This window comes from Sediminispirochaeta bajacaliforniensis DSM 16054, assembly GCF_000378205.1.
GTDB lineage: Bacteria > Spirochaetota > Spirochaetia > DSM-16054 > Sediminispirochaetaceae > Sediminispirochaeta > Sediminispirochaeta bajacaliforniensis.
Map to the genome: position 1 here is coordinate 52655 of NZ_KB899415.1, position 25575 is coordinate 78229.

General features: G+C 48.6%; 19 protein-coding genes. 14 read left to right on the forward strand and 5 right to left on the reverse strand.

Annotation, left to right across the window (positions count from 1 at the left end; all coding sequences use genetic code 11):
- Positions 1–41: 41 nt before the first annotated feature.
- The 11 genes from F459_RS0110720 to lepA all read left to right on the forward strand — a co-directional run bounded on the left by F459_RS0110720 (position 42) and on the right by lepA (position 15331).
- Positions 42–1748: a tetratricopeptide repeat protein gene (locus F459_RS0110720; RefSeq protein ID WP_020612722.1), complete on the forward strand. Its 1707-nt coding sequence runs from the start codon at positions 42–44 to the stop codon at positions 1746–1748.
- Between the two features lies 1 nt (position 1749).
- Complete coding sequence (locus F459_RS0110725) at positions 1750–3564, forward strand: S1C family serine protease (RefSeq protein ID WP_020612723.1); 1815 nt, start codon at positions 1750–1752, stop codon at positions 3562–3564.
- Positions 3565–3627: 63 nt separating this feature from the next.
- A complete protein-coding gene (locus F459_RS0110730; protein ID WP_020612724.1) occupies positions 3628–3957 on the forward strand; it encodes an STAS domain-containing protein in 330 nt (109 codons plus the stop codon).
- Positions 3958–3986: 29 nt separating this feature from the next.
- A complete protein-coding gene (locus F459_RS0110735) occupies positions 3987–6113 on the forward strand; it encodes a chemotaxis protein CheA (RefSeq protein WP_020612725.1) in 2127 nt (708 codons plus the stop codon).
- Positions 6114–6119: 6 nt separating this feature from the next.
- Positions 6120–6968, forward strand: a complete 849-nt coding sequence (locus tag F459_RS0110740) for a CheR family methyltransferase (RefSeq protein ID WP_020612726.1) — start codon at positions 6120–6122, stop codon at positions 6966–6968.
- 8 nt (positions 6969–6976) lie between these two features.
- Entirely contained in the window at positions 6977–8059 is a 1083-nt protein-coding gene (locus F459_RS0110745; protein ID WP_020612727.1) for a protein-glutamate methylesterase/protein-glutamine glutaminase, read from the forward strand.
- Positions 8060–8079: 20 nt separating this feature from the next.
- Positions 8080–9483 carry a PAS domain S-box protein gene (locus tag F459_RS0110750; protein ID WP_020612728.1) on the forward strand — a complete coding sequence of 468 codons (1404 nt, stop codon included), beginning with the start codon at positions 8080–8082 and terminating at the stop codon, positions 9481–9483.
- Positions 9480–10130, forward strand: coding sequence for a response regulator (locus tag F459_RS0110755; protein WP_020612729.1), 651 nt, complete (start codon positions 9480–9482; stop codon positions 10128–10130). Before F459_RS0110750 ends, F459_RS0110755 begins: the two co-directional genes overlap by 4 nt.
- Positions 10131–10134: 4 nt before the next feature.
- Positions 10135–11562, forward strand: coding sequence for an ATP-binding response regulator (locus tag F459_RS0110760; protein ID WP_020612730.1), 1428 nt, complete (start codon positions 10135–10137; stop codon positions 11560–11562).
- A gap of 17 nt (positions 11563–11579) precedes the next feature.
- Positions 11580–13472 (forward strand): hybrid sensor histidine kinase/response regulator, encoded by a 1893-nt coding sequence (locus tag F459_RS0110765; protein WP_020612731.1) that lies wholly within the window; start codon positions 11580–11582, stop codon positions 13470–13472.
- A gap of 50 nt (positions 13473–13522) precedes the next feature.
- Positions 13523–15331, forward strand: a complete 1809-nt coding sequence (gene lepA, locus F459_RS0110770; protein WP_020612732.1) for a translation elongation factor 4 — start codon at positions 13523–13525, stop codon at positions 15329–15331.
- Here lepA and F459_RS0110775 read toward each other — a convergent pair.
- The gene (locus F459_RS0110775; protein WP_020612733.1) at positions 15312–16937 is read right to left on the reverse strand and encodes a motility associated factor glycosyltransferase family protein; all 1626 of its coding nucleotides are present in this window, start codon (positions 16935–16937) and stop codon (positions 15312–15314) included. The two genes, lepA and F459_RS0110775, sit on opposite strands and share 20 nt — an antisense overlap.
- Positions 16930–18465 carry a peptidylprolyl isomerase gene (locus F459_RS0110780; protein WP_020612734.1) on the reverse strand — a complete coding sequence of 512 codons (1536 nt, stop codon included), beginning with the start codon at positions 18463–18465 and terminating at the stop codon, positions 16930–16932. Before F459_RS0110780 ends, F459_RS0110775 begins: the two co-directional genes overlap by 8 nt.
- A gap of 113 nt (positions 18466–18578) precedes the next feature.
- Between F459_RS0110780 and F459_RS0110785 the strand changes: the two genes are divergently transcribed.
- A complete protein-coding gene (locus tag F459_RS0110785; RefSeq protein ID WP_033301572.1) occupies positions 18579–19379 on the forward strand; it encodes a hypothetical protein in 801 nt (266 codons plus the stop codon).
- Between the two features lie 14 nt (positions 19380–19393).
- Here F459_RS0110785 and F459_RS0110790 read toward each other — a convergent pair whose 3' ends face one another.
- Entirely contained in the window at positions 19394–20077 is a 684-nt protein-coding gene (locus F459_RS0110790; RefSeq protein WP_020612736.1) for a hypothetical protein, read from the reverse strand.
- 90 nt (positions 20078–20167) lie between these two features.
- On the opposite strand from F459_RS0110790, the gene F459_RS0110795 reads away from it, so the two are divergent.
- Both F459_RS0110795 and F459_RS0110800 read left to right on the forward strand, forming a co-directional pair.
- Complete coding sequence (locus F459_RS0110795) at positions 20168–21316, forward strand: cytochrome c biogenesis CcdA family protein (RefSeq protein WP_033301596.1); 1149 nt, start codon at positions 20168–20170, stop codon at positions 21314–21316.
- A 117-nt stretch (positions 21317–21433) separates the two neighbouring features.
- Positions 21434–23542, forward strand: coding sequence for a methyl-accepting chemotaxis protein (locus tag F459_RS0110800; RefSeq protein WP_020612738.1), 2109 nt, complete (start codon positions 21434–21436; stop codon positions 23540–23542).
- 8 nt (positions 23543–23550) lie between these two features.
- Here the strand turns inward: F459_RS0110800 and F459_RS0110805 are convergent, their stop codons facing one another.
- On the reverse strand, positions 23551–24561 hold the full coding sequence (locus F459_RS0110805; protein WP_245540149.1) for a DNA-methyltransferase: 1011 nt from the start codon (positions 24559–24561) through the stop codon (positions 23551–23553).
- 56 nt (positions 24562–24617) lie between these two features.
- Complete coding sequence (locus F459_RS0110810) at positions 24618–25466, reverse strand: sensor histidine kinase family protein (RefSeq protein ID WP_051086169.1); 849 nt, start codon at positions 25464–25466, stop codon at positions 24618–24620.
- Positions 25467–25575 lie beyond the last annotated feature (109 nt).

The window sequence follows — 25575 nt, forward strand, 5'->3', positions numbered from 1 at the left end:
AGAGATCGGTATGCAAGAATTGAAGCGGTAGCGAGGTACGTATGGTTTCTCGGTTCTTCCCTGTCCTCTTTCTGGCAGTTTGCTTGATTCCTGCTTTTCTTCTTGCTCAACCGGTACGATCTCTTTCCGGTGCAGAATCGGAACTGGGAGCATTGTATGCCGGCTATGCCTATGACGCCTATAATGCGGGAGAAAAAAGTGATGCATCCCGCCTCGCCAATGCGGCTCTGGTTTTTGATCCGGGAAATCGTGATGCTCTTGCGGTTTCCGCTCTGCTTACCGCCGACGGGGGAGAACTTGAATCGGCTCTTCGTTTGTTTGAAAAGACCGCTGCCGCATATGTCCCAGACCAGACGGCCCTGATTGATGTGGAGCGGCTCCGGCGTCGTATGGCCGATACCGCCTTGCGGCTTGGATTTCCGGAACGATCGTATCTTTATTTGTTGCCATTGACGGAAGGAGAGCACATTACTCCTGAGACCGGGGCGCTTTTTGTCAAAATCCTTTCACTTCTTGGAAAGGAAGATGAATCCGTCGATGTTGCGAGGGAGCTTGCTTCCCGTTATCCCTCTTCATCCCTTGCTGTAAAGGTGTATTTGCAGGTGGATGCCGGATATCTCCCTCCCTTTCTTATTAAGCCGCCTGATAACCCAAAAGCGGTGCGGCAGCTTTCTGCTTACGACAAAGATGTTTATCAGCTGCTTTATGTGCGTCTGCGAAATCAAGACCTGAAGCACGAGATTGCAGGAGCGTATAAAGAGCGTTTCGGGGAAGATCTTTTCTGGTACTTAACCGAGGGGATAGGTGATGTGGTGGATCAGCAGGAGCGTGCTTCGCTGATAGGACGGGCACTTACCGCCCATACTCCCGCTTCCCGTGAAGCTATTCATTTTTTCCGATCCCTTTTTACCGGCGAAACCGATAGAGAAACCTATGATGCCTGGTTTGCTTCCTTTTCGGGGCTCCTTATTAGTGACCTGAATGGTGACGGATATTCTGAAACCTCTGAAAGGTACAAGGATGGGATTCTTACCGAATATCGTCTTGATCAAGATCAGAATGGCCGCTATGAATATCGTGTGGATTTCGAGGATGGAAGACCGTCGTCGATTCAATCCGATACCTGGAAACTGACCTATGCGGACTATCCCTATATTGACCAGGCGGAACTGAGTGATGATACAGGAACCGTCACCTATATGCTATATCCATATAGTATGATTCATCGTCTCGAATATCTTCCCAGGTTGACGGATTCTTTGAACGACAGCAAGCCAGTTGTACATATCACTTTTCCTGTCGAAGAACGTATTTCGGCCAGATCTCTTTCTGAAAAACGGTATGTAAAGGAAAACCGTGAAACGATTACCATGGATCGGCCTTTTGCCGGGGGTGTTGAATACCATATTACCTCTCCGAGAGAGGGCGATGTTAGAGAACAGCGGCGAAGTGATGGAACCTTTATCATACGAGAGCGGGATCCTGACGATGATGGGATTTTTGAGGTGAAAGAGCGCTATCTCGATAATAAACTTATCGAGCTTACCTTTGATGAAAACGGCGACGGACATCCTGAATACATGGAATCCCATGGAGAACAAACGGTCTATCTCTGGGACCTAAACGACGACGGTCTTTATGACTGCCGCGAATACATCGACGAGTCGGGAAGGAGTGTCCGGGAGGTTTCGACGAAGCTTGATGGGGTCTTTGATTTTCGTTTAAACGAGGAAGTGGAGGGTACTTGACGTGAATTACGATGCAGCGAAGCGAGCCTCTGTTCTGATTTTTCTTTTTGTTTCCACGATTGCATATATCGGTTGTAGTTCCGGCCCGGAGCCTCGTGGAGAGAGTAAGCCTCTTTCAGAGGTAACCTATCAAGGCATTGAAGATGCCTTTGAGGCGGGACGTTATGAAGAGGTGATTCAGGAAGTCCAGCTTCTCGATCCCGCCTCGCAGCCGCAGGAGGGCGAACATGAAAACCTCGACTGGTTCTTTACGCGGTCCGTCGAGGGGCTCGTCGATAGTTACCATAAGGCTGTCGATTCCAATGATTACTACCTTGCTCTTTCTCTGGGAAGGAGCCTTGCGGCCCTCCATATACTCCATCCCGAGATAGATATTGATCTTCTGGACGAAAGAGAGCTGGCTCTTCGAAAGCTTGAGGAGGCGGGGGATGATTCTCCTGTTCCCTTTCTTAATCGATTCCTTTTTGAAGAGATCGACGACCTTTCGGATGCGCAGATAGAGGAGATAGCTGCGCTCTCGGTGGCCGAAGCAAACGGTTCGGTTGCGGCCCGTATAGCCGGGGAGCTTCAGAATCGGGGAAAAACGCTTGATTCCTCACTTAGTTCCTTTATTAATGGAAGGAAACGCAGCCCCGAAGAACAGCTTCCTGCCGTGGCCACCGTATGGGTCAATCGGGGGATGACCATCACCGGCGGTGTCGGTTTACCGGACAGGGTCATCGGTTCCGGTTTTTTTATCGACAGACGTGGGTATCTGATAACAAACTACCATGTCATTGCCAGCGAGGTGGACCCCAGCTACGAAGGGTACAGTCGCCTGTATGTGAAATTTTCCGATGATAGTGACACAAGAATTCCCGCTCGTGTTGTTGGCTACAGCAAAACCTTTGACCTTGCGCTTCTTAAAACCGAAAGAGAACCAAAACAGCTTCTTTCTTTTAGCCCCGATAAAACGATCCACGTCGGAGAGAAAATTTTTGCCATCGGCTCTCCTGGAGGGCTTGAGAATACCCTGACCGCCGGCATTGTTTCTTCAACGGGAAGAAAATTCCTTCAACTTGGTGATGTCTTTCAGGTCGATGTTCCTATCAATCATGGAAACAGCGGTGGTCCTTTGCTTAATGCAAGCGGGGAGTTGATCGGGATCGTTTTTGCGGGAATAGAACAGTTTGAAGGGATCAATTTTGCCATCCCCTCGGAATGGGCACTTTTGTTGTTGGAAAAATTATATAAAGGTGGTGATACCCCTCTCCCCTCCATCGGTTTTGCCGTGAGGGAAACCCAGGAAGGCCTCAGCGTTATTTATGTCGCACCCGGTTCTCCTGCGGAAAATGTCGGTATTCGGTACGGAGATCTGTTGACGGAGTTTGATGGTACGAAGGTGAACAAGTTAATTCAGGTCCATCCTCTGCTGATCAATCATGCTCCCGGTGAGCTCGTTGCCACTCGCTGGCTGAGAGATGGACAGGAACGATCTCTTCTTATTCGAATGGAAAAACGAAAACCGACACCATTTCTGCCCCTTGCCAAAATCGATCGCCCCGAGGACCTTTTCCCTCCGCTGTTCGGTATGCGAGTTGAACTTATCGGTGGCGGTCTCTTCTCCGATCGTTATCAGGTGCAGGAGGTCTTTTCCGGATCGAGTGCGGATGAGACGGGGTTTTCTCCCCTTGATCCTTTTACCCTCCAGAAATGGCAGGTCATCGATGATCCTGGTGTTGTTGTTGCCGTATTGAGGATAAAAAAAAGAAAGGCGGGCTTTCTCGAGAGCGGGGTGCAGATGGCATCTTATCTCGAGACTACAAATTTTCTCTAAGTTCGTTTCTCCTTCTCCTTGCAAAAACGTTTCTGTAGATTATACTGATGTAGGGAGGCTCGTGTGAACGAACAGAATGATTCCTCTGTGGTCGTGGCCTTAGGGGCAAAAGCAACAATAGAGCAGGTTTCCTCTCTTGCCGATGAAATTCGGGCAAAGCTAAAACAAACCGATACGCTTCTCTTTCAGGTCGAGCAGGTCGAGCAGATTGACTTGTCGGTGATCCAGCTCATGTACGCGACAAAACGGCAGGCCGATAAAGAGGGAAAGACATTTCAGTTTACCGGCACGGCTTCTCAGGCTTTCTTGGATACCTTGGTTGATGCCGGATTCCTTAATGAGCCGGTAGACGATCTTAGCGTATTACACCGTTCACTGATTGATTTTGACTGAAGGCCGAAGGAGAAACAGCTTTGTCGTCAATGGATAATTTCAAAGAAACTTTTCGTGAAGAGGCTTTCGAACTTCTGGCGTCTTTGGAAAGCGATCTTCTCGAATTGGAGTCGAGCCCCGATGATAAGGAGCTTGTGTCGTCGGTCTTTCGTGTGATGCATACGATAAAAGGATCTTCGGCCATGTTCGGCTTCGATGCGATTTCGGAATTTACCCATGAAGTGGAATCTTTTTTTGATAAAGTACGAAACGGCGAATTACACATCGATCGGCAGATAATCGATGCCACTCTTTCGGCAAGGGATCTTATCCGGGAAATGCTGGAAGAGGAAGGGGATTCTAACGAACGAAAAGAGGAGTGTGAAGCGGTTCTTCAGACCTTTCGGACGCTTGCGCAGCAGGCGAAGGGAGAGGAATCTTCTGATGTGGAAACAGAGGGTGAGGCTGAAGAAGCGGTTTCCGAAATGGAAAAGGAGGAATCGAATCAGGAAGAGGTGACGTACCGAATTCGTTTTGTTCCACCTTCTTATCTTTTTAAATCGGGAACTAATCCCATACTGCTTTTGCGTGAGCTTCGGGAACTCGGTGATTGCACGATCATTCCCCGCCTTGATTCTATCGAAGGATTGAAGAAGTTCGATCCCGAATCCTGTTTTTGCAGCTGGGAAATCATCTTAACAACAAAAGCCGATATCAACGCCATACGCGATATCTTTATTTTCATCGAATCGGATTCGACGATTCAAATCGATACCATTGAAAGTTTCAGCGATATGATTGAAAACTCTCCGTCAAGGCGACTGGGAGATATTCTTCTCGAACGCGGAGTGATCAGTGAAGAGACCTTGAAGGAGGCTCTCGGAAAGCAGAAACGTCTTGGAGAAGTGCTTGTCGAAACAAAGGCTGTTTCCCGTGGCGATATTTCGGCTGCCTTGCAGGAACAGGAGCATGGCAAGCGTGTCCAGGAAAAAAGAAGTGCAACCCTCGGAAAAGCGGGAATGTCGATAAGAGTTGCAAGCGATAAACTCGATTCTCTGGTGGATCTCGTCGGAGAACTTGTTACCGTTCAGGCCAGAATCAGCCAACTGGCTGCTCAGGAGAATGACGCATCCGGCCATCTGCGCCTTGTCTCCGAGCAACTTGAGCGGTTGGTTGAAGAGCTTCGGGATAATACCATGAGCCTCAGAATGGTTCCTATCGGTACCACCTTCAGCAAATTTCGTCGTTTGGTCAGAGATCTTTCCCTGGAATTGGGGAAAAAGGTTGAATTACAGGCAGAGGGGGCCGAAACCGAGCTCGATAAGACGGTTATCGAACAGCTGGGTGATCCCCTTGTCCATCTGATCCGTAACTGTATTGATCACGGTATCGAAATGCCTGAGGTCCGTTCTTCCTGCGGTAAGCCTGAGGTTGGAAAGGTTCTCCTTTCGGCCCGGCATGTGGGAGCCACGGTCCAGATTTCCATCGAAGACGACGGTGGAGGGCTTGATCGTGCTGCAATATTGGCGAAGGGCGTCGAACGCGGGCTCCTTTCACCCGACGGAAAGCTGAGTGACGAGGATATTTTCCAGACGATATTCCTTCCCGGATTTTCCACTGCAAAGAAGATCACCGCCGTTTCCGGACGCGGGGTGGGGATGGATGTTGTTAAACAGCAAATTGAGGCCCTGCGGGGCTCCGTCTTGATTTGGAGTGAAGCGGGAAAAGGCACCCGAATTACTATTTCGTTGCCGCTTACCCTCGCCATTGTAGATGGATTGCTTGTCCGGGTGGGTGAAGAGTTTTTTGTTGTACCCCTTTCTGTGGTTGAGGCGTGTGTTGAGCTGGATGAAAACGCAGCAGAGGAACGCGGTAGGCGGCGGCTTCTTGAATTCCGTGAAAAACTGCTCCCCTATGTTCGCTTGGATGATCTTTTCGATCTTCCTAGTGATGATACCCCTCTTCGGCAGGTTGTTGTGACCGAGCTCGATTTTACCAGATTCGGTATTGTCGTTGATGAAGTCATCGGGGACCATCAGACGGTGATAAAGAGCCTGGGTCCGCTCTATCAACGCGTGGAAGGGGTTTCCGGAGCAACTATTCTCGGTGATGGAAGGGTGGCTCTCATTCTTGACATTCTGCAGCTTGCAAAGATTTCTGCTGCCGTTGCCGGATGAACCTCTATGGATTATAGCAAAACCTTCAAAAAGCGCGATTTGCGCGATGAAGAGTTTAAGCGTTTAAGTTCCTACATCGAAACGAACCTTGGTATCAGAATGCCTCCTGCTAAAAAGGTGATGCTGGAAAGTCGCCTGCAAAAGCGATTAAAACATCTTGGACTCAATAATTTTTCCGAATATGTTGAATACCTTTTTAGCAAAGATGGACAAGAACTTGAGATCCCCGCCATGATTGACGTGGTTACGACCAACAAGACCGATTTTTTTCGTGAGCCGGCCCACTTTGATTATTTGCGGGAGAAGGTTTTTCCTCATTTGCACATGAAGCAGAACGGCAAACCGATAATGTTATGGTCGGCTGCATGTTCCACTGGGGAAGAACCTTACACCCTTGCCCTTGAAGGTTCGAAATTCCGGGAGCAGCACCCCGGCTTTGATTTTCGTATTTACGCTACAGATATCTCGGGAGAGGTCCTTACGAAGGCGCGTTCCGGAATATATCTTAAAGATCGGTTGGATCCGATACCGAAAGAGTTCGTCCGGAAATACTTTACGAGGAGTAAGGACCCTGCACAGAATTTAGTTCGGGTAAAACCGGAATTGCGGGCTTTGGTCTCGTTTCTTCGCCTGAATCTTATGGATCCCGTTTTACCCTTCAGGGATATGTTTGATGTCGTGTTTTGCAGGAATGTTATGATCTATTTCGATCGTGATCGACAGAAATTTTTGCTGGAAAAGATAGCACGTTCGATGAAGCCCAATGGGTTCTTATTTCTTGGTCATTCCGAAACCTTAACGGGGATGGATGTTCCCTTTGCATCTGTTGCGGCTACCATATATCGTCGTATTTAGGAGGAGCAGTGGAAGAAAAGAAACTCACAGTCATGATTGTTGACGATTCGGCGGTCGTTCGTCAGACTATGAAAGATATCATCTCATCGGATCCTATGTTGGAGGTTGCCGCAACAGCGGCCGATCCTCTTATTGCCGCGAAGAAGCTTGAGAGCTTCATTCCTGATGTTATTGTCCTTGATATCGAGATGCCGCGTATGGATGGTCTGACATTTCTCCGCCGGCTGATGAACGCTCATCCCGTCCCTGTGGTAATCTGTTCCAGTAAGACCGAAGACGGTAGCCAGAATGCGATCCATGCGCTTGAGTACGGTGCGGTTGAAATCATTCAAAAACCGAAGATGGGAACAAAACAGTTTCTTGAAGAATCGAAGGTAACGATCTGTGACGCAGTAAAAGCCGCTGCGTATACCAAGGTGGAAAAGAAGCCGGTACTCATTACGCAGAGAACGGTACAACCAAAACTGACAGCAGATGCGGTGCTTTCGAAGGGCACCGCACCTTTGACAATTGATACCACGGATAAGGTCGTTGTGATCGGCGCATCGACAGGAGGTACCGAAGCCCTTCGGGAGTTTATCGAGCAGCTTCCTGTAGACGCCCCCGGTATTGCGATTGTTCAACACATGCCCGAGCATTTTACCGCTGCTTTTGCAAAAAGACTGGACGGACTTGCACGTGTTACGGTGAAAGAAGCGGCAAATAATGATTCCGTACTTCGTGGACATGTGCTGATTGCCCCAGGTAATCGTCATATGCTTCTCAAACGGAGTGGGGCACGCTATTATGTAGAGGTTCGGGAAGGTCCACTCGTGAGTAGACATAGACCCTCTGTGGATGTCCTGTTTCGCTCTGCAGCACGCTATGCAGGCAAAAACGCCATAGGTGTCATTATGACAGGGATGGGCGATGATGGGGCCCGTGGGATGGCTGAGATGCATGAGTCCGGCTCTTTTACCATTGCGCAGGATGAGAAAAGTTGTGTCGTATTTGGAATGCCGAACGAGGCGATTAAACGTGGAGGAGTTGACGAAGTCCTTTCTCTCGATCGGATAGCCGGTAGAGTTCTTGAGAAGGGCCAGAGAGGATAGCAGATACTTCGTTGCAGAACATGAAAGATTCGGAAAGAAAACCGCTTATCCTTGTCGTCGAGGATGAGCAAGTTGTTGCGATAGATATAAGCAGAACGTTACGAGGGCTTGGATACGATGTCTGTCAGCCTGTGGCATCGGGAGAAAAAGCCCTTCAGATGTTGAAGAGTGTCGAACCGGATCTTATTCTGCTGGATATTCGTCTGGAAGGTGAGCTTGACGGCATCGAGACGGCCAAAGTGATTCGCCGCGATTATCAAATCCCGTATATCTACCTTTCAACTTTTTCCGACGAACAAACCCTCGGCAGGGCGAAAAAAACCGAGCCATACGGCTATATCACCAAAAGCAGCCACCGAAACGATCTCCATTCTATGATTGAGATGGCCCTTTATCGCTCAAAGATGGAACGAAGGATACGTGAGAACGAAGAGATCCTTTCCGTGACCCTCAAGAGTATCAGTGATGCTGTTATCGGGACTAGTCTGGATGGATCCATCATCAGCTGGAATAGTGGAGCCGAGACGATTTTCGGCTATAAAGCGGAAGCTGTGAGAGGAATGAATATTTCCATCCTCACTCCGCCCTTTTACCCGAATGAGATGCCGGAGATTCTTGATTCCATTTGGAACGGCAGTGAAGTCGACCATTACGAGACGATACGGCAGAAAAAGAATGGTACCATTATTAATGTTTCTGTCAAGGTTTCTCCCATTCGTAACCATCAGAACCGGATAAGTGGTGCTTCCATCATTGCTCGCGACATAACCACCCGTAAGCATTTGGAAAGAGAGATCCTGGAAATCAGCGAAAAAGAGCGGAAACGGATCGGTCAGGACCTTCACGACAGCCTTGGTCAGAAACTGACCGGTATAAGTCTGCAGATTAAGGCCCTTGAAAACCGTCTCCGCCAGTCGCTTCCGAATGAGGCGGAGAATGCCGCCTCTATTGCGGCTCTGGTAAATGACACCATCATGCAGACGAGAAACCTTGCAAAGAATCTGCTTACCGTTACTCTGCAGACGCAGGGGCTTTCCGTAGCCCTCCAGGAGCTTGCAAGCTATTGTGAGGAGCTTTACGGCATCCCTATCGATTGTAAAACCGCACTCAAGGAAGAAATCGCCGATTCGGCCCTTGCCGGTCAACTCTATCATATTGCTCAGGAGGCGGTTACCAATGCCATTCGGCATGCCAACGCAGACTTCATTGAGATTATGCTTCACGATGATGATTCGGAAATTATCCTTGAGGTAAAAGATAACGGAAATGGCGCCGTCCTCGGCAGGCAAGGAGGAATCGGCTTGAAAATCATGGAGTTTCGTTCCAGTATGATAGCTGGTAGGCTGAGTATTTACGGTGAACCCGAAAAGGGAAGCAGTATTACCTGCCGAGTTCCAAAAATCGGTTCAGTAGGCGGGACATGAAAAAACGTATCGTGGTTGTCGATGATCATCCCATTGTCAGGCAGGGCTTTGTTCTGCTCATCAATCAGGAAGCCGATCTCGAAGTGGTAGGACAGGCAGAAGATCCCTCGGCTGCTTTGACGATTATTTCCGCGACCAAGCCTGACCTTGTGTTGGTGGACCTTTCGTTGAAGAACGGGGACGGGCTTGAAATGATCAAGGATTTGTCTCGCCTCTATCCCGAACTGCTGATGCTGGCTGTAAGCCTTCATGATGAAAATGTCTATGCGGAACGAGCTTTACGTGCCGGTGCCAAGGGCTATATCATGAAAAGTGAGGCCACCGACAGCGTGATGATAGCGATTCGACAGGTTTTGTCGGGAGGTTTTTTCCTTAGTGCCAAGATGAATGAAAGGCTACTGACCCGCCTTACCACTGCCGGTAAGCAGGATACGATAGATCCGATGGCCCGTTTAAGCGATAGAGAGTTTGAAGTGTTTCAGCTTATCGGACAAGGCTATGATACCCGGCTCATTGCAGAGTCCCTTTGTCTCAGCATCAAGACGATCGAAACCTATAAGTCTCATCTGAAAACAAAGCTCGATCTGAAAAACTCGACGGAGCTTATGCAGCGGGCCGTTGAATGGAGTGTGAAGCATCGAAGATAAAAGTATGCATGAAACAGAACAGAAAGCTCCCTCCATCCTTGTTGTAGAAGATGAAAGCATAGTAGCCATGGATATGGAACGTCGGCTGCGGGGATTGGGCTACCATGTGGTCGGGCGTGTCCTTACCGGAAAAGATGCTGTTCAGCAGGATGATCTGTTGCATCCTGATATTGTGCTTATGGATATTCATCTAAAGGGCGATATGGACGGTATCGAGGCCTCTACATACATTCGAAGCAAACGTGATGTTCCCATTATCTACATCACTGCCTATTCAGATGATAAAACCCTTGAGCGAGCCAAGGCGACCCAACCTTACGGATATATCTTGAAGCCATTTCAGGAACGCGAAATCCATTCGGTTATCGAGATGGCCCTTTACAAACATCATGCCGAGACGGAGTTGAAGCGCGCCAAGCGGGAAGCGGAAGAGGGGCTGCGGGCGAGAAACGAGTTTCTTGCGAATATGAGCCATGAGTTTCGTACTCCGATTAATTCAATACTGGGTATGGCTACGCTTGCCAAGGAACGAAGCGATTCGTCCGAGGTAGGGGAGTATCTTGATCTTTTGATTGAGTCGGGAAAAGGCCTGTTGGATATGGTCAGTTCGGTTCTCGATTATGCAAAGATAGAATCGGACCGATTTAAACTTGTCATGTCGAATCTTAATGTTTCTTCAATGGTGAAGAAGATACGGGAACGGTTTGCCTATCAAATTGCCCAAAGCGATGTTGATTTTTCCATCACCGTCGCGCCGGGGGTTCCGAAACTTCTCTGGTGTGATGAGGAGAAATATTATCAGATCATATTGAATTTGGTTTCAAATGCCTTGAAGTTTACCTCTCGGGGGGAGGTTTCGGTGACAATTTCCGCCGGAGAAAAAATTGATCAGGCAGGCGGTTCTCTTTTGCTTAAGGTGGTGGATACAGGGGTGGGAATTGCCAAAGATCAACAGGACCACATCTTTCGGGCCTTTACCCAGGTAGACGGTTCGGCGACAAGAACCTTCGGCGGAACAGGCCTCGGTCTTACAATCGTAAAGCAATTCGTCGATCAGGTCGGAGGTTCTATCGAGCTTACAAGTGATACGGGAAAGGGCACGGAGGTTGTGGTGAAGCTGCCTGTCAGAATCTCTACCGGAGCGGAACATCGTATTGGCCACGACGAAGGCTCCACATTTCCCGATACGCCCATCAATATGTCTGATTTTGCCGAGCATTGTCGTCGTTTACTACGAGAACAAGCATATGAACAGATAGAACATGAGGCGTATGTGATAAAAAATCATTTTGCCAAGCTTGGTTATGGAAAAGTCGTAGACGATCTATTAAGAGTAATATTAGGGACGCGGAAACGTTCTGAAAAGAGCGTTCTTAAAGCCCTTATCCTTCTTGATGAGGATACGGGACAATCTGCGGAAAGCGAAGTATAAAAACGGGGATAGTTCGGATGGCATCCATTTTTGTTGTGGAAGATGAAGGTATTGTTGCTCTGGATATTAAACGCCATCTTGAGAATTACGGTTATGATGTGCCCGGACTCTTTGCCAGCGGGGAAGAGGTTGTCGCTGCAGTCAAACAGCAGATCCCCGATCTGATTTTGATGGATATCAGCCTGCAGGGGAGCATGGATGGGCTGGAGGCCGCTTCAATCATTCGAGAATCCTATCATGTACCTGTTATCTTACTCACCGCCTATGCCGACGAGAGGACCATTGAACGTGCCAAGATATCGGCTCCTTTCGGCTATATTATTAAGCCCTTTGAAGCGAGGGAACTGCGAACTACCATTGAAATGGCACTTCATCGCGCCGTTCTTGAACGACGGCTCCATGAGAGTGAGGAGCGCTATCGACGCTTTTTTCAGGACGATCTCTCGGCGGATTTTATCTGTGATGCGGACGGGCGTCTAATCGATTGCAACAATGCTTATCTGGAACTATACGGCTTTCATTCCGATGAAGAGGCTGCGCTTGTCGGTATTAACGATCTTTTTATCGATGAAGACGAGAAAAAACGTTTTTGGAATGGGATAGATAGTAAACGTAAGCTTGGGCTGGCGGAATTTTCCATGCGTAAAAACAATGGGAAAAGTTTGATGGTTCGGGCAAATATCGTCCCTCGTTTCGATAATTCCGGGAACCTGACCGAGATTAATGGTTTTGTCTTTGATACTACCAGGTTACGGGAATTGGAAGATCAACTTCGCCAGGCCCAGAAAATGGAGGCAATCGGTCGGCTTGCCGGTGGGGTTGCCCATGATTTCAACAACATCCTTACGGTCATCATGGGCTATACGACAATGCTGGAAGAGAAGCTTAACTCCGGTGAGGATGTTGCTTCCGATATAGACGGCATTCAGAAGGCTGCTAAAAAGGCAACGGCCCTTACCAGACAGCTTCTTGCCTTCAGCCGACGGCAGGTTCTGAAACCGAAACAGATCGATCTGAACAGACTGGTTCGTGAGATGGAAAAGATGTTGCAGCGACTTGTGAGTGAGGATATCACCATGACGCTCCTTCCGTCTGCCGAACGGTCGGACGTGTATGTAGATCCTGGCCAAATTGAGCAAGTTCTTATGAATCTCGTGGTTAATGCTCGGGACGCTATGCCAGGCGGTGGTAAAGTCTTTATCACTACCAAAAATCACGAAGTGGAGAGAGCCTTTCCTTCAGCCATGGGGACGGTTGTACCGGGCGACTATGTCGTTCTATCTGTTTCCGATACCGGTACCGGTATTAATGATCAGGATCTTGAAATGATTTTTGAGCCCTTCTATACCACGAAGCCTGACGAGAAGGGAACCGGTCTTGGTCTTTCGACCGTGTACGGTATTGTAAGACAGTCTAACGGAAATATTGTAGTGGAAACATCAAGTGATCGGGGAACAAGTTTCCATGTATATCTCCCCATATCGGGCAAGGCTGTTGAAGAGAGTGTTTCTTCTTCTGAAGAAACGGCAAGTGTCGGTGGGAACGAAACGATCCTTGTAGTTGAGGATGAAGAAGGTGTGTTGGAATTGGTGGAACGAATTCTTGCCAAGGCCGGTTATCATGTTCTTACCGCACGCAACGGGGGAGAGGCCCTTCTTATTCAGGAACGGCATGATGCCGCTTTGGATCTATTGATAACGGACCTTATCATGCCCCATCTAAACGGCGGTGAGCTTGCTGCGCGTATGCGGCAGACCGACGGAGGCTTGAAGGTCCTTTTTATGAGTGGATACCCCGAGCGTACCATCTGGGAGCGTAAGATCGATATAAGTCGCGAAGTCTTCTTGCGGAAGCCCTTTGAGCCTGTTGAATTATTGAAAAGGGTTCGCCTGCTCATCGATCGAGAATAGAAAAACGTGTAGCTTGAAGAAAGATGTTTCTTCAGATATAGTACACCCCAATGGCAATATCTCGCGAACGAATGCGCAATTTTTGTATTATTGCGCACATTGATCATGGAAAATCTACCCTCGCCGACCGTTTTATCCAAAAGGCGAAGGTGATCGACAGCAGAAAATTCAAGGACCAGTTCCTCGACAGCATGGATATCGAAAGGGAACGGGGAATAACCATCAAAAGTCAGGCTATTACCATTCCCTATCAGGGCATGGACGGCCAGATTTACGAGCTAAACCTTGTCGACACGCCGGGGCATGTCGATTTTTCCTACGAGGTTTCGAGGGCCATCAGTGCCTGTGAAGGGGCTCTCCTGCTGATTGATGCGAGTCAGGGGGTTGAGGCTCAAACCTTTGCAAATATGTATATGGCCGTGGAACTCGACCTCGAAATCATTCCTGTGGTCAATAAAATTGACCTTCCCAGTGCGAATATCGAGATGGTTAAGCATCAGATTGATCATGACCTCGGCCTTGACCCCGACACCGCCGTTCTTGTTTCTGCTAAGACCGGCGAAGGGGTTGATGAGCTTCTGGAACGGCTGGTTGAGCTGATTCCTCCTCCCGACGGGTCGGAAGACGAGCCCTTGAAGGCCCTGATTTTCGATAGTCACTACGACCCTTATCGTGGTGTCGTCGTTCATCTGCGGCTCTACGACGGTATCATGAAACGTGGTGATGAGATCAAGCTGATGAACAATGGGGCGGTCTACGGTATAGAAGAGGTGGGAATGTTCCGAGGTGATTTGCTCCCTACCGAATCGCTTAGAGCCGGTGAAGTGGGCTATATGATCGCCGGAATTAAGACCATCAGCGATATAACTGTCGGAGATACCGTAACGCATCCCGAGCGTCCCTGTAGTGTGGCCCGCCATGGATTTAAAGAGGTTAAGCCGGTCGTTTTTTCTTCCATCTATCCCATCGACAGCGATGACTATGAACTGCTTCTTAGCGCGCTGGATAAACTGAAACTCAATGATGCCTCCCTTGTCTATGAAAAGGACTCTTCGGCGGCCCTCGGGTTTGGATTTCGGTGCGGTTTCCTCGGTCTTTTGCATCTGGAAGTGATTCAGGAGCGACTGGAAAGGGAGTTCGGACTCTCCGTTGTATTTACCAGCCCCTCTGTTCGTTATCGCGTTACCATGAAAAGCGGAGAGCGCTTTTCCCTTGATAATCCGCTTTCCTTTCCCGATCAGGTAAAGATCGAGACAATCGAAGAGCCTTATATCCATGCAACCATCATTACCCCCTCCGACTACCTTGGGCCCATCATGAATCTGTGTCTTGAAAAGCGGGGTGTGCAGCAGTCGATGACCTACCTCGATGAAAAACGGGTAGAGATGGTTTACGAGATGCCTCTTGCCGAGGTTTTGTATGAGTTTTACGACAGGCTTAAATCGGTAAGCCGCGGCTACGCTTCCTTTGATTATGAACTTTCCGATCTCAAGGTAACCGATCTTGTCAGGCTCGATATCCTTGTCAACGGTGAGATTGTCGATGCCCTCAGTCAGCTTGTGTTTCGCGAAAATGCCGCTTATCGTGCAAGGATTATCTGCAAAAAGCTGCGGGAAGAGATCCCCAGGCAGCAATTCAAGATTCCGATTCAGGGTTCCGTCGGCAGCACCATTATCGCGCGGGAGACCATCAGTGCCTTACGAAAAGATGTTACGGCAAAGTGTTACGGCGGTGATATCAGCAGAAAGCGCAAGCTATTGGAGAAGCAGAAAGAGGGAAAGAAGCGAATGAAGATGGTCGGAAGTGTCGAGGTTCCCCAGAGCGCCTTTCTTTCGGTTCTCAAGAGCGAAGAACGCTAAGGGCCTGTTCGATAATACGGATAAATCTCTGAGCCGAGGCGATGGCTCGACGGTGGAAGCCATCGTCCGGCTGTTCTGGATCGATACGATGAAAGTCGGGAAAGAAGCGATAAAGATAGTCAAGCTCCTTCCATAAGCGCCTGTCTTCCTGAACAAATTGCTTCAGTAAACGCTGCTCGGAGAGAAGAAAGCCCTGCACATCTCTTCCTGTATTTCGGTCGTCGCCGTTTCCCCGGGCGAAGAGGGGGGCTGAAGAGCCGTGCCTCTTTTCCAGCTCAGAAAGAAAACGAGCGGGATCATGGTCGTACCTTTTTCCCGTTTTACCTCTCAGTTTGCGTGTTGGCAGGCTTCCCGGAAAGATACAGATAGGCATTGCTGACTTTAGGGCGGAAAGTCGTTCGGTAAAATTTTCTTCATAGCCTGAGAGAACGAGGTCGCTTATTACCGGGGGAACCTGCTCCTCGTCGAGGCAAAAGGGATGGCGTTGCAGTATGGCTGAGAAATCTCCCTCCGGGCTTAGCCTCTTTCGGTTTTGAAGTTCCCGGTGATGGAAAGGGGTACCCCGACAATGGCTTTTGCCCAGCCGGTATGAGAAATCGAGGCCTGCAAGCAGCAGTGCAGGCGGTTTCATCTTTTGGGCCAATAGCAGAGCCGTCACCCCGACCGAGCCGACCGGGGGCAGAAGCGGTATCTCCGGTACGGCGTGCGAGAAGCGGGCTATAAGCTGCGAAGAATCAAAGGACGATAGAAAGGGTAAGAGTGGGGCCTGTTGATGTCGTGGGACCCCTCTGAAGGCTGTGAGATCGAAAAGCAGCGGGGTGGAAAACCCCTTCGAAGTGATAAAATCACCCATGGTATAATACTGGCCGTCCTGGCAGACGATAAGATCGGGATCTAAGCCGTGCGCCTTCAGTGGCGATAGAGCCGTGTCAACCGCAAGCAAGAGGAATTGCTTGCGATAACGCTCTATGAGGGGGATGGCCTCATCAAGTGAGGGACCTGCTCCCGCAATCAAAATCGGGAGCTCGCTCTGTCGAAGCGGTATCGTTGCCTGGTTTGCAATCGCCGCGCAATTATAAAAGAAATTTTTCAACCAAAGCGGCCCAAACCATACGAGAGTCATCCTGTTTTGCCATTGGAGGCGTATATATCGTTCATAATGAGCGACCAGCCGGCGGTATGATGCAGGAGCAAGGGCGTAGCCCCCGTTCAACGTGACCAAGCGCACCCTTCGAATGGTGCTTAGCGAGATCGGCGGGGGGATTCCAAGGGCTTGATCTTCTTTGAGAAATATAAGCCGTTCGTTCTTGCAAAGGGAGGAAGGCCTTCTATTCTCTGCGAGGTTGTAGAGCTCTTCATCGATTTCGACGGCAAGGATCAGAGATGATGCATCGATCCTTTCAAGCAATTTGTCAACACCGTACCAAAGTAGAGGAGAAGGAAGAATATAAAGTGTCTGAGGGGAAATAGGTGCGGCATCGGCTCTCTGACGCGCTTTCTCGACTGGTTCTTTGTAATGATAGAGATTCCTGTTCGCATAAAAACAGGAAAGCCCTCCGCCTGCGGCTTGCAGGAGAGGGCCTTTTGACGAAGAGGTCTCAGCCACGATTGAGAATACGGGTGCTGAAGACCTCCATGAAATTGTTTTCCAGCTTCTTGGAGCCCAGAAAAAGTCTTCTGACCTGATCATCGGTCATATTGGTAATGACGGATCGGTAACGTTGATCGATGGTATCCTTTACGGTCTGCGGAGCATCACGCTCGTCTATCATCTGAAAGACAATAACGTTGTTGCCGACAACCTGCGGTTCACTTACACCTTCCGGTTCAAGGGAAAAAAGCAATTTCAGAATACGGTCATTGTTACCGATGCTCTGCAGGTAATTGGAATTATCTATGGTCCTGATTACCTTCAGAAAACCGACGGAGCCGAAGTTAATGGGGAAATAATCGGTAAGATGTTCGGTAAGGCCCATCGAATCACTCGTTTCGGAAAACGAACTCTTTTCGGCACTTTCTCCAAACGTTTTTCCCAAATCGAGAAAATAGTCCTCGACGATTCCCCGATCATTTACCAGCATGTAGCTTCTAACTTTATCGATGGTCTCGTCATTAGTGAAGTCCGCGTCGCGGATGGGACCGTTGCTTCTGTATATGGCCCAGCCGTAGGGGGTTTCCACCAGCCCGCTTACCGTCCCTGGAGCAAGGGAAAACACTTCATCAAGATCCTTATCATTACTAATATCCGACTGGAGCGCATAACGCATCACATAGCCCATCTCTCCGCCTTTGTCGGCATAGATATCGGTTGAATGAGCAGTGGCCAGTTCTTCGAAGGTCGAGGTTTCCTCTCGAAGCTGCTTTAAAACGGCTTCTGCCGATTTTTTATCATCTTTGAGACTGATCCTGCTGAAGCTTCCCTCAGCAAAAAGGTCTCCCTTTTCTCTCCCGTATTCGGCGACCTTTTCCGCCGGGTAGCTGTTTAAATCCCAGTTGACAAACCGAAAGTTGCGTTCGGGAGATGCAAGGGAGAGCAGAAACGCTTTTTCTGCACTGCTTGAGCGGGTGCTGAAGACATCACCCACCCATTGCTGGTGAATGAGACTTTCATGGTAATAGTTTCTGACGGAAAATTTCTCGCTGCTCGGGGTATTCCTGTACGCCTCCGGACTGAATTTTCCGTTTTCCCAGTAGCCTTCATAGTAGGTCAGGGCTCTGTCTACGCGCTCGTCGCTTACCTGTAAACCACTCTTTTTTGCTTCTTCCATGATGGCCGAATGTATGACCGTTAACTCGAAAGCCCCATTCCAAACCTGGAATAGCTGCCAATCTATATTGTCCTGTCCCTGGGATTGCTGAAACATTGCCTGATAACGTTTGGCAACCATATCTCTCTGGCGTGAAAGATAGTTATCCGGACGATATTCAATCGGTTCTCCGTTCCAGCTTCCGAAAACGATACTTCCCCTCTGACTTCCGAAATGGGATATTGCCGGGGCCCCGACAAACGTAACAACAATGAGCACCAGGATGAAAACACTGAAAGCCCAAAGCATAGGGTGCTGGTCTCGTTTTTTTTCTACGACATTGGGTTTGTCGATATGATCCTTATGATCCTTCGATTTGCTTGGCATCGCATTACCTTTCCGATCTTCTATTGGTGTAAACGTATCGAAGAACAGTAGCATGGGAGATTGCTATTGTCAATGAATGGCCCCTTTTGTCTCATGTGCTATACTGCGGTATCATGAGTGGAGCTTCCCGACGTCGACAGCATAGCTACACCATCGCAGGGCTGCTTGCCCACCAACCCGCTGGGATGCAGAGGCTTCCCGGATATCGTGATCTTCTGGCCCACTATCGAATATCCGCCAGACTGAAACAGGTCAGACTTTCGCGGCGAGGCTATTCCGTGCTTCTCCACGCCCGGGTTTCTCCCGATCGGCTGCGGCTCTTTCTTCGGGCTCAGCATCTTCCCGTCGATCCCTTTTTTCCCCTTTATCTGGCGTTGAAACAGGACTATCTTTCGACTTTGGAACGAAAACGTGAGGAAAAACGACGCTGGATTATCCATTGCTTGCAATCCCTGCCGCAGCCGCTTTTTCACTCATTTCTTTCCCTTGCATACCTGGAGCAGTACCTTGCAGGAAGCGACGAAACCCCTATTTGGGCTGAAGAGCTTGTTCCAAAAACAAAGAAAGCCGCACGTCATCTTATCGGCCTTTCCAGACTCCAATGGATGGACCGCTTCGAAGAGCATTTGAATTTACTTGTGCAAAGGTACCGCAACTTCTCGGCTGAAGAAGCCGAGCTCTTTCTTGCCTTGTTCGTTCTCGAGCTTCCTCCTTCCAAGAAGCTTTCCCTGCCGGTCCCTCTACCGGCGCCCACATGCATAAAGGAGGCTTTTAGACGATTGAGTAAAAGGGAGCATCCCGATGCCGGTGGGGACAAAATGCTCTTTGTTAAGCTAAAGTGGGCGGCCGACATTCTTGTCTCCCGCCCTGCTGATAGCTATTCACGTAGAGAGTGTGGAAAGAAACATAGGTGAATGGTTATCTGTAGCTATCGCACCGCATGTACGGAAAGGTTGTCAAAGCTCACTGCCATACTGTTCGTCCTGAGAGCAATATAGGCTCCTTTGCCAGGTGCCTTATCGAGGAAGAAGCGATAGTATGTCCCGCTTTGCAGAGGGTTCCATACCTTTACCTCTCCGGTATCACCGTTGACGGTTAATCTGACGGGGACCACCCGATCGAGATGTTCTTCCGTCAGCATGGCACTATCCAGGGGAATATCATAGCCTTTCATGAGGGTCATGGTGTGATGGTTTATACTCTTGTAGACTTGGGCGCGAAAGCCTTTTCCTCCATAGGTCGCATGTTCGTCGTAATTAAGCCAGAGGAGGTAGGAGCGACCGTCGCCCCAGGATTTTCCGGGGTGGGCTCTATCAACAAAAACCTGTATTCCAAAGCCTCCCTTTCGATCTTCTATAGCACCTCCCTCATAATGCACATCAAAGGAGTAGACCATCTCCCCGCTTTGGGGAATTCTGAAATTGATCTTGGCAAGGGGCTGCTGTACATCATTCTGGACGAGCCTCCCCGAAGAGCTGCTCCATGCACCGTAGTGACTGGCATCCTCTGTCTTTGATTTGAAATCAACATAAAGCGATTGGGCCGATAGAGGTAAAATCGTTAGGAGCATCAGCAGCACAGCCATCGGGAAGAGGAAAAAACGACAATTCATCTGCTTCTCCTTTAAAAAAAACTTTGTTTCTTGTATATACATAAAACCAGGAGCATGTCGCAGCGGTTACAGGTAAAAGGGAGGCTTTTTGTGAAATTCTGGTTTGTTGCGGTGCTTATGTTTTATAGCGCCTTTTCAATGCCTCTTTTTTCTTTAACCGCCGCCGATATTGAATACTACGGAGAGATTGGGTGCTCCCATTGCGATACCTTTCGTCAGAGGCTTCTGCCTCGGATCGAAGCAGAAACCGGGGTCGATGTCAGAGCCGAATACTATGATATTCTTTCTGAAGAAGGTTTTATCCATTGTAAGGAACGTTTAACCCAAATGGGGCAGCATTTCGACATTTTTCCTGTTTTGATTATTGGAAATAATGCGTATCAAGGCAATAATGCTGTGGAGTCCGGACTGCTTCGCGAATTGAGTTTCTTTGCAAAGCACGGAGACTATCTGAAACGACAAGGAAAATTTCGCATTCATCGCGAATCGTACGGCCAGCAGTTTACCTGGCTTCCGGTTTTTTTCGCCGGTCTTGTCGATGGTGTGAACCCCTGTGCATTTACAACTATGCTTTTCTTTTTGTCATGGATTGCATCGAGAGGTGGAGGGCGCCGCAAGCTCCTGCTTTCGGGAGGAAGTTTTATCACGGGGATTTTCCTCTCGTACCTCGCTATCGGCGGTGGCCTTTTTACCCTTTTCCGCACGGCCGAAGGCCTGGTTATCCTACGGGAAGCTTTTCGGTATGGTTTTTCCATCCTTGCCTTTCTTCTCGCTTTTCTTTCTTGCCTCGATGCTGTGATGGTTCGGCGGGGAACTCGGTCGCGGATGATATTGCAGCTACCGCGTCCGATCAAGCTTCTGATCCATGCTCACGTTCGAAAGTATGACGGAAAGGAACCATCCTCGACGCCTGCCTGTTTTTCTTTGCTTCTTCATATTGTTCTCCCTCTCGTCGTTACTGGTATGATCGTCTCACTTTTGGAATTGGCTTGTACCGGCCAGGTTTATTTTCCGACCATCGCTTTCATGGTCCAGAGCAAAAACAAAGCAGCTTTGCTCCTCTTGTTGCTTTACAATGCCGCATTTATCGTGCCTCTCGTCCTTTTGCTATTGCTTGTCGTTGCGGGTGTCTCTCATCAGCTTATAGTCAGATGGTTCAACAGAAATCTATTTTGGGGCAAATTGGGCCTTGCTCTCCTATTTTTTGTCTTGGCACTCTTACTTTTCCTTGCTCCATAGTCTTCGTTGATTTTCGATCTTCTTTCATGAAAAATTTCCAATTCCCTTGCGTTTCGCAAATATATCAAAAGAATAGTAAGAAAAGGCTATGTGCAGCATGCACGGGGAGGCTCTGGAATGATAAAAAATCTCAAACTCGGAGTAAAGATGACCTTAGGGTTTGGTTTTATCATACTTCTTGTGGCTATTGTCGGAGGTCTTTCAATCGTCAATATGTCAAGGATCACTGTTCTGTCGGAAAGGCTCAAGGATGCATATATTCCCGAAGTGCGAGTTGCAAATGAACTTGAGCGGGAATCATTAAGAACCATGCGCTACTTCTCCGAGTATTCGCTTAGCTTTGATCCCGATCTCTACAAAGAGGGGATGAACAATCACAGTGTAGTGGTTGGGGCCCTGGATGACGCACTGGCATTGTCCGAGCAGTATTCCTATCTCTCATCCCTTAAGACTGAGGCCGAAATTGCCAGCCAAAATGTGGATGAATACGGACGACAAATTGCTCTTCTAAAGAATTCAGTTGATGCCATAGAGGCCGCAAGGATGCAGATGGATGCCGCTGCGGCAAAGTTGCTTGATCAGGCAGAGGAGTACCTCAGCGGCCAGGCAAGCATCCAGGGGGAGGAGTTTGCCGCTTCGGATGTCGGAGAGTCTGCCTTGCTTCTCAGAGCCTGGAAAAGCAGGACTATGAATGCGGTGATTGACATGGTCAACTCTGCTCGCGTTCTCAATTTTAAGGCTCAGGCGACAAAAGACTATTCATACATGAAAGAAGCCGTGGATGCCTTGGATCAAACAGCAACGCTTGTTCAAAGTATTAGGGCAGAAACCAAACGAAGTTCGGATATTAATTTTCTGGGAGAGATTGAAAAGTCCGCCAAGAGCTATCAGGAGGCCGTTCGTGCGGCTTACAATGGATTTTTAGAAGTAGAAAAAATCCGTAATGACAGTACGGAAGCCGGCAACAAAGTCCTTGAGGCTGCAAAAGCGACTGCATCTGCCGGGGTTGGAGCGACCCAGGATATTGCAAATACTACCGCAGATAGTTTGCTTGCCTCCATGTCTCTTATTCTGATTGGTGTGGCTGTAGCCCTTATCCTTGCCCTGATTATTGCCGTTTTGTTGACACGATCGATTGTCAATGGTCTGAAACAGGGGGTTGCCTTTGCCGAAGAGATTGCTTTGGGTAATCTTGAGGTACAACTTGATATCAATCAGAAGGACGAAATCGGTATCTTAGCGGACGCGCTTCGTTCAATGCTTGTGGCATTACAGGAAAAGGGACGGGTGATAGAACGTATTGCAGAAGGCGATTTGACCGTTCAGTTTTCAAAAACATCGGAAAAAGACGGTTTGGGCGAATCTCTTACTATTATGAAACGCTCACTGACCGATATTCTTTCCAATGTAAAAGGGGCGGTGGAACAGGTCGCTTCGGGGGCCGATCAGGTAAGTCAGGCCTCTCAGGAATTAAGCCAGGGAGCTACGGAACAGGCCTCCAGCCTGGAAGAGATAACCTCTTCAATTAATGAGATTAATGCACAGGCAAAGCAAAATGCGGAGAATGCAATGGAGGCCAACGGTATCGCAAAGTCGGCCGTAACCACTGCGGGGGATGGCAATCGCGAGATGACATCGCTTCAGGATGCGATGGCGGCTATTAATAAATCGAGTGATCAGATAAAGAAAGTTGTAAAGGTGATCGACGATATTGCGTTCCAGATCAATTTACTGGCTTTAAACGCCAATGTAGAAGCGGCCCGGGCAGGAAAGTATGGAAAGGGCTTTGCCGTTGTTGCCGAAGAGGTACGAAATCTCGCGGTCAAGAGTGGCGGAGCTGTTCAGGAAACAACCATGATGGTTGAGGAATCCATAGGCAATATCGAACTTGGAAATAAATACGTGGAAAGTACCGCAGGTAAGTTGAAAGATATTGTTAACGGTGTTGAAAAGGTTGCGCATTTTCTCGAAGAGATATCGGTTGCCAGCAGAGAGCAAGCTCAGGGTATTGATCAGATTACCGAGGGGTTGGATCAAATCGATCAGGTAACCCAGAGCAATACAGCAAGTGCCGAAGAAAGTGCCTCGGCCAGCGAAGAACTTGCGGGTCAGGCCGATCAGCTGCAGTCGCTGATTCAGCGTTTTCGTCTGGAGGACAGACATCTTGCTCTTGATGCACCTCGTTCTGATGTGTCCTTTGAAGATGAGGATTTTGATCGCCTCTGACGATGCGCTTATAGCCCTGAAGCTTCGTAAAAATCGTGATCGCTGCAATATCGGAGTCGGGAAGGCGATGAAGGAGGTGTTTGTTCGGTCGTTACGCTTCGCGGCAGGCGTAAGGCCGTTTCCTGGGCGGTTACCACCGGAAAGCTATAGAAGCTGTTGCAATGCTTAAGTTCCTTACCTTCGGCAAAGTGGAGATGGTCCGACAGTCGTTTTGATTGGCGCTTATTCCCGGCTTCGGTCGCGGCCGTGATGGTTCCTTTGATAAGTCCGCATAACCCTGTATCTATTTCGATACCCACGGAATTCCGTGCCGAGGCAATGGCCGCAGCCGTAACGGTACCTGTTCCGAGAAACGGGTCCAACACCGTATCGTTTTGGATTGAGTACATATTAATGAGGCGAAAGGCCAGCTCGAATGGAAAGGCAGCACTTCTTGATCGGCATCCCTTCTGGGACAGTGGCTGCCGTATTCCTTTAAAATCCCATAGATCGGAAAACCAACTATTTCGTTCTTCCCAGAAAAGGGCGCTTCTTTTTCTGATCATGCGTCCATCTTCGGAAAAACGACGATTCCCTCCTTTCCGAAATACAAGAATATACTCATGCTCAAGGGTGACATATGCTCCGGCCGGAAGCATACCCGAACCCATGAACTTGGTTGGGCTATTGGTTTGTTTCCTCCACAGGAGTGGCGGGAGGGAGTGAAAGCCCAAAGCCTCACAGCTTGAAATGATACGGGCATGATTGGTGAAGAGGCGAAAATGAGCACCTATTTTTCTTGTGGCATCTCCTATGTTGATGCAAAGAAAACCTCCCGGGATGAGCACTCTTGAGCACTCACGCCAGACCTCGTCAAGAATGGAATGCATTGCTTCGAAGGCCTTGTACCCATTTCCGTTTTCGAGAGCGACCTTGATGTCGGGGTTTTGAAGAGCAAAAAGAAGGTCCCACATACTAATCATCGGGTAGGGAGGGGAGGTAACCACCAAATCGATAGTTTCCGCTTCAATTGCACTCATGTTTCGAGCCGATCCAAACAAGATGTCGTGAGTAGTCTGCATGGCTCATTGTATCCTCATTTCCTCGGATTAAACCAGAGTTCCGTCGGTAGTTCGTGAAAGTGGGGAGGATATGCTGTTCTTATCGTATTTTCAAAATGTCGTATTCTTTTTTCAAATTGAATGTCGACATTTTCTTTTTCCCGTAAGGGGAAGGACAAGGAAATGTTTGAAAAGGTGTTTTCTGAAAAAGTGAGAATTCCGTTCAGCTCCCGAACGAGGATATCCTTCAATCCCGCATCATCTTGGTAATCTATGGTTTCATATGCCGATTCGAAGAGGCTTGAAATTGATACGTCGGCTCTCTCGCATTGTCTCCGGATTTCGATGGAGAGCATGACGCTCGTTTTTCGTCTCGACAATAGGAACTTCACTGTTTTACTAAGTATTTCCGTGAAAAAAAGGGCAAGCGGTAACGCTTGACTGAGTGCAATTTCAGGGATTTTACTCTCGACCTGAATAGACATACGACGAGCAGAAGCGAGAAATTGATACTTGTGCTGCATAGCGATTTTTTCAAAAAGTAGAGGGAGTTTAACCGATATGTGCGAATGAGAGAATTTCGAGCATGATGATACCGCTGTAATGGAATACAAACGCAATTCCGTTGCGGTTAATGCGGCCCTTAATTCTTCATTGTCGGTATTGTTTTGCTCTATGGAGAGCAGACTGAACATGACTTGCAGGTTGGCGTAGATATGTTTGTCGATGTTTTGCTTGATATTGAGAACTGCCGCTTCCGCTTTTTCTATGGTACGATTTCGTGATCGAAGGATAAGAGAAAGTATGAGGATGAAACCGGCCTGGAAAAAGACCAGCAGGCAGAGAAGCCTGTTTGCATCGGAAAATAGCAACTTCAGTGACATCTTTATCGCTTTACAAAAGCAAAAAATCCGATTGTTGATGACAGAAGGAAGAGAGAACAATCATTCTGTACCATACGAGAACTCCTTTTTGTATTCGTATATAACGGTG

Bases quoted from the DNA above. Each gene is read 5' to 3' on its own strand.
- F459_RS0110720 (WP_020612722.1), top strand. From the start codon at position 42: ATGGTTTCTCGGTTCTTCCCTGTCCTCTTTCTGGCAGTTTGCTTGATT.
- F459_RS0110735 (WP_020612725.1), top strand. From the start codon at position 3,987: ATGGATAATTTCAAAGAAACTTTTCGTGAAGAGGCTTTCGAACTTCTG.
- F459_RS0110740 (WP_020612726.1), top strand. From the start codon at position 6,120: ATGGATTATAGCAAAACCTTCAAAAAGCGCGATTTGCGCGATGAAGAG.
- F459_RS0110750 (WP_020612728.1), top strand. From the start codon at position 8,080: ATGAAAGATTCGGAAAGAAAACCGCTTATCCTTGTCGTCGAGGATGAG.
- F459_RS0110755 (WP_020612729.1), top strand. From the start codon at position 9,480: ATGAAAAAACGTATCGTGGTTGTCGATGATCATCCCATTGTCAGGCAG.
- F459_RS0110760 (WP_020612730.1), top strand. From the start codon at position 10,135: ATGCATGAAACAGAACAGAAAGCTCCCTCCATCCTTGTTGTAGAAGAT.
- F459_RS0110765 (WP_020612731.1), top strand. From the start codon at position 11,580: ATGGCATCCATTTTTGTTGTGGAAGATGAAGGTATTGTTGCTCTGGAT.
- lepA (WP_020612732.1), top strand. From the start codon at position 13,523: ATGGCAATATCTCGCGAACGAATGCGCAATTTTTGTATTATTGCGCAC.
- F459_RS0110780 (WP_020612734.1), bottom strand. From the start codon at position 18,465: ATGCCAAGCAAATCGAAGGATCATAAGGATCATATCGACAAACCCAAT.
- F459_RS0110785 (WP_033301572.1), top strand. From the start codon at position 18,579: ATGAGTGGAGCTTCCCGACGTCGACAGCATAGCTACACCATCGCAGGG.
- F459_RS0110790 (WP_020612736.1), bottom strand. From the start codon at position 20,077: ATGAATTGTCGTTTTTTCCTCTTCCCGATGGCTGTGCTGCTGATGCTC.
- F459_RS0110800 (WP_020612738.1), top strand. From the start codon at position 21,434: ATGATAAAAAATCTCAAACTCGGAGTAAAGATGACCTTAGGGTTTGGT.
- F459_RS0110805 (WP_245540149.1), bottom strand. From the start codon at position 24,561: ATGAGTGCAATTGAAGCGGAAACTATCGATTTGGTGGTTACCTCCCCT.
- F459_RS0110810 (WP_051086169.1), bottom strand. From the start codon at position 25,466: ATGTCACTGAAGTTGCTATTTTCCGATGCAAACAGGCTTCTCTGCCTG.